We start from the raw sequence: 3,505 nt of genomic DNA on the forward strand, positions 1-3,505 counted from the left end.
GCTATTCTTACAACAATAATGGCAATCTAATCAAGAAAGACAATACAACCTATGCCTATGATTACGAAAACCGTCTCACCCAAATAACCTATCCCGATAACTCAACCCAAACCTTTACCTATTGCCCTTTGGGAAAAAGAATCGCCAAGGATAATTCAATCTTTCTCTATGATGACCAAGACCTAATTGCTGAATATTCTCCAGAAGGAACCCTAACATCAAGATACACCTTTGGCCCTGGCATTGACAACCCAATCTCAGTAAGAATAGGAACCCAAAGCTATTTCTACCACCTTGATGGACTTGGCTCGGTAATCTTTATTACCAACAAAGACAAAAACATTGTTTCATCCTACAATTACGATGCCTTTGGAATACCTTTTGGCTCATCCTCAATCCCTAATCCCTTTCTCTTTACCTCCCGAGAATACGAACCCAAACTAAACCTTTATTATTACAGAGCAAGATACTATGATTCAGAGGTGGGGAGGTTCTTGGGTGTGGATCCGATATTGAAGGTAATTTTTGGTCTACCTCAAGGACTATCTTTTAAATCACTTGCTTTATCTGAAGCAGGAAAAGATATTTTCCCTCAAGAAAAGATTGAAGCTTCCCTTTCTTCTTTGGATTATACTTCTGAATCTCAATGTTATTCCTGTAATCCTTCTATTTCAAACCCAATCTTTCTAGTTCCATTTATGCTTTCTATTCCTCAAGGATTACATTCATATGTTTACTGTCAAAATAATCCAATAAATTTTATGGATCCGATAGGATACTCTAATTGCCATACAAAATGTCATATTGCATGCCATCTTACATGTGAAATTATATGTGAGCTTTTCGTCCATTTTCCTCCTGTATGTCTTGCTTTGTGTGCAATGACTTGTATTGTAACATGTGATATAATATGTCCTCCTGAGCCACCAAATCCAAATAAAGATAAAAATGGATGTAAGTAAGGAGATTTAAAATGATTAAATGGCTAATAGTTGGGGTTATTTTATTCTTTGGGTTAATATCTTTAGTTTTCTTTCGAATATATTTTCGCACAGGAATGAAAGGTCAATTTTTAATTGGATTAGCATGTATTATAGGAATTATAGGATTAAGTTTTTACTCTAAGCCTAGAATATGTTATTTTTTCTTAGCGATTGCTCTTATATTGAATTATATAGCGATGTTCATTTTATCAACAATAGAAAGTGGTGGGGAAGAAATGATTAGAAAGACATCTTTTTTATCTCGGATAACTGGAAGAGTTCCAATAATTCAAGAAAATAAAATTAAATTGATCATTGATAGAAAAAAAGGAATTATGTGGGGGAGTATAGTTATAGTGACTGGGATTATCTATTATTTCTCTTATTTTTCTAATCATAGTTGGATTATTTATTTTTTAGGAACAATAACTATAATTATAGGAATTGGAATTCTAATTTACAATATTTACAGCAAGAAAAATAAAGGTGGTGAAAATTGAATTTTAAAATGATGATTTATATATTTAATCTTACTAAAAGAATATTCCTAGTATTGATGGTGGTTTTGTTGGGAATGGTTATCTTTAGTCATTGCCATTATTCACAGATTTTTGCTTCTTTTATAGGAGATACCAAGAATCCATTTCCACACCATTATCCACATCCACCAGATAAATCTCCTTCGCCACCTTCCCAACCCCCACCAGGACCATCGGGTGGCTGTGGCAATGAGGATGGGGATGGGGATGGGGATGAGGATGGAGATCCTCCCGAACCTCCAGAGCCTGACCATCCTGATGATACCCTAGATGTTAGCACAATCCATCCCTACCTTAAGCCACAAGGAGAGGCAGATATTGCTATACTTAACAAAGGGCTTTATCCAGAATGTGGAATGCTTTTGCAAAACCTTGAAATTCCCTATGCCATACATCGGGATATTCCCGACCTAGATGACCATTCAATCCTTATTATCCCCTCAGGAGGTTTAGCCGGCAAGGAAAACTCAAGGGTTTTCAAGGAACAACTTGAATCCTATGCAAACCAAGGAGGAACCATAATCTGCTTCTCCCAGCAATATGGGGAGGAATTTAGGGCATTGCCAGGAGGATTAGAAGGCTATGGCTGGAGGCAGGACCAATCCTGCTGGACAAATGCCGCATATATTGAGAATGACCATCCGATATTTGCCTCTCAAGATAACCTTTACCTTACCGCAAACATTGATGGGTATTTTAGTGAATGGCCAGGTTCTACAACAACCTTGCTTACAAGAACAAAGAATAGAATGCCATCTATGCTAATGTATCCTTTTGGTTCAGGAACCATTATTGCCACAACATTATTTACTGATTACAGCTATGCCAGAAATCAGACAACCAATCAAGAATTAAAGCTTATAAAAGACCTTCTTCTCTTTGCAAGATACAGAACAACAAAGGTTTATAAACCCAATGAAATTGCAAATTTTAAATTGCAAATTTTAAATTGTAAATTGGAGGAGGCTGATTCTGTTTTAATCACCATAGACAATAAAGAAACCCAGACATTTACCTTAAACATTCCCTCAGGAGAAATAGGAACTATAACTTTAACCCTTCAAAACCAACCATTAGGCATCCATACCATTGCCTATAGCCTATACAAACAAGAAGAACAAATCCAATCTTCCATAACCATTGATACCTTTGCTGTATCAATGGGGCTATCTAATACCCAACCAAATCCAGATATTACATTATTATTAACCTTTGAGGGAGAAAAGGAGGAAAGACTTAAGGGAACACCCATAACATTTCTAATAACCTTAAAGAATAATACAGAGAAGGAAAGGGAAGTAAGCCTTGAACAATGGAGCCATGGAACAGGAGGAAGATACGAATTCTTTGCAACATCCACTATCTTGCCAAAATCCTCAACAACATTAACATATACAACAAACAAAGTATATTTCTGGTGGCAAGGTCCAAAATGGGATTTCTATGTCCATACAGAAAATATATGGCAGGGATTGGTAGGAACATACATAGAGCCACAGGTAAACATCTCTTTAACCTTAGAGAAACAGACATATATCCAGAATGAAGAGGTAAAGACAAATATTAACCTTAAACCAATAAAGCCAATAGAGCTTGCTGATATTCTCTTTACCATAAAAGACCCAAACAATTCTATAATCTTCTCTACCGAAACATCTATTTCTTTAAAAACAGATACCACAACCTTATTTTCTTATACCCTTCCACCCATTCCTCTCTCTGGGATATATCAAGAAGAGATTATGGTTAAAAAGAATGATGGAATAATTGCAATGGGTAATACATATTTCTCTGTTCCCCAAAAGCAAATCTCCATCCATTACAATCCCTTTACCCTAAAAGCTGGGACAAATACGATTACCTTTAATCTTAAGAATACAGGGATAATTCCTACGGATTTAATAAATTGTAAATTGCAAATTTTAAATTTTAAATTGCAAAATGAAAAAGAATTTACCATTGAGCCATTACCTCCTGAAGGAA

The 3,505-nt window shown here is 35.6% G+C and carries 3 protein-coding genes; all 3 read left to right on the forward strand.

All coding sequences use genetic code 11. The annotated features are described in order from the left end of the window. Positions 1-962, forward strand: a 962-nt coding sequence (locus tag AB1630_11310; protein ID MEW6104381.1) for an RHS repeat-associated core domain-containing protein, incomplete at its 5' end; no start/stop codon positions are given. 11 nt (positions 963-973) lie between these two features. Further along, positions 974-1,483 carry a hypothetical protein gene (locus tag AB1630_11315; protein ID MEW6104382.1) on the forward strand — a complete coding sequence of 170 codons (510 nt, stop codon included), beginning with the start codon at positions 974-976 and terminating at the stop codon, positions 1,481-1,483. 8 nt (positions 1,484-1,491) lie between these two features. After that, on the forward strand, positions 1,492-3,505 hold a 2,014-nt coding region (locus AB1630_11320), incomplete at its 3' end, for a hypothetical protein (protein MEW6104383.1).

Source organism: bacterium (genome assembly GCA_040753555.1).
Taxonomy (GTDB): domain Bacteria; phylum UBA9089; class UBA9088; order UBA9088; family UBA9088; genus JBFLYE01.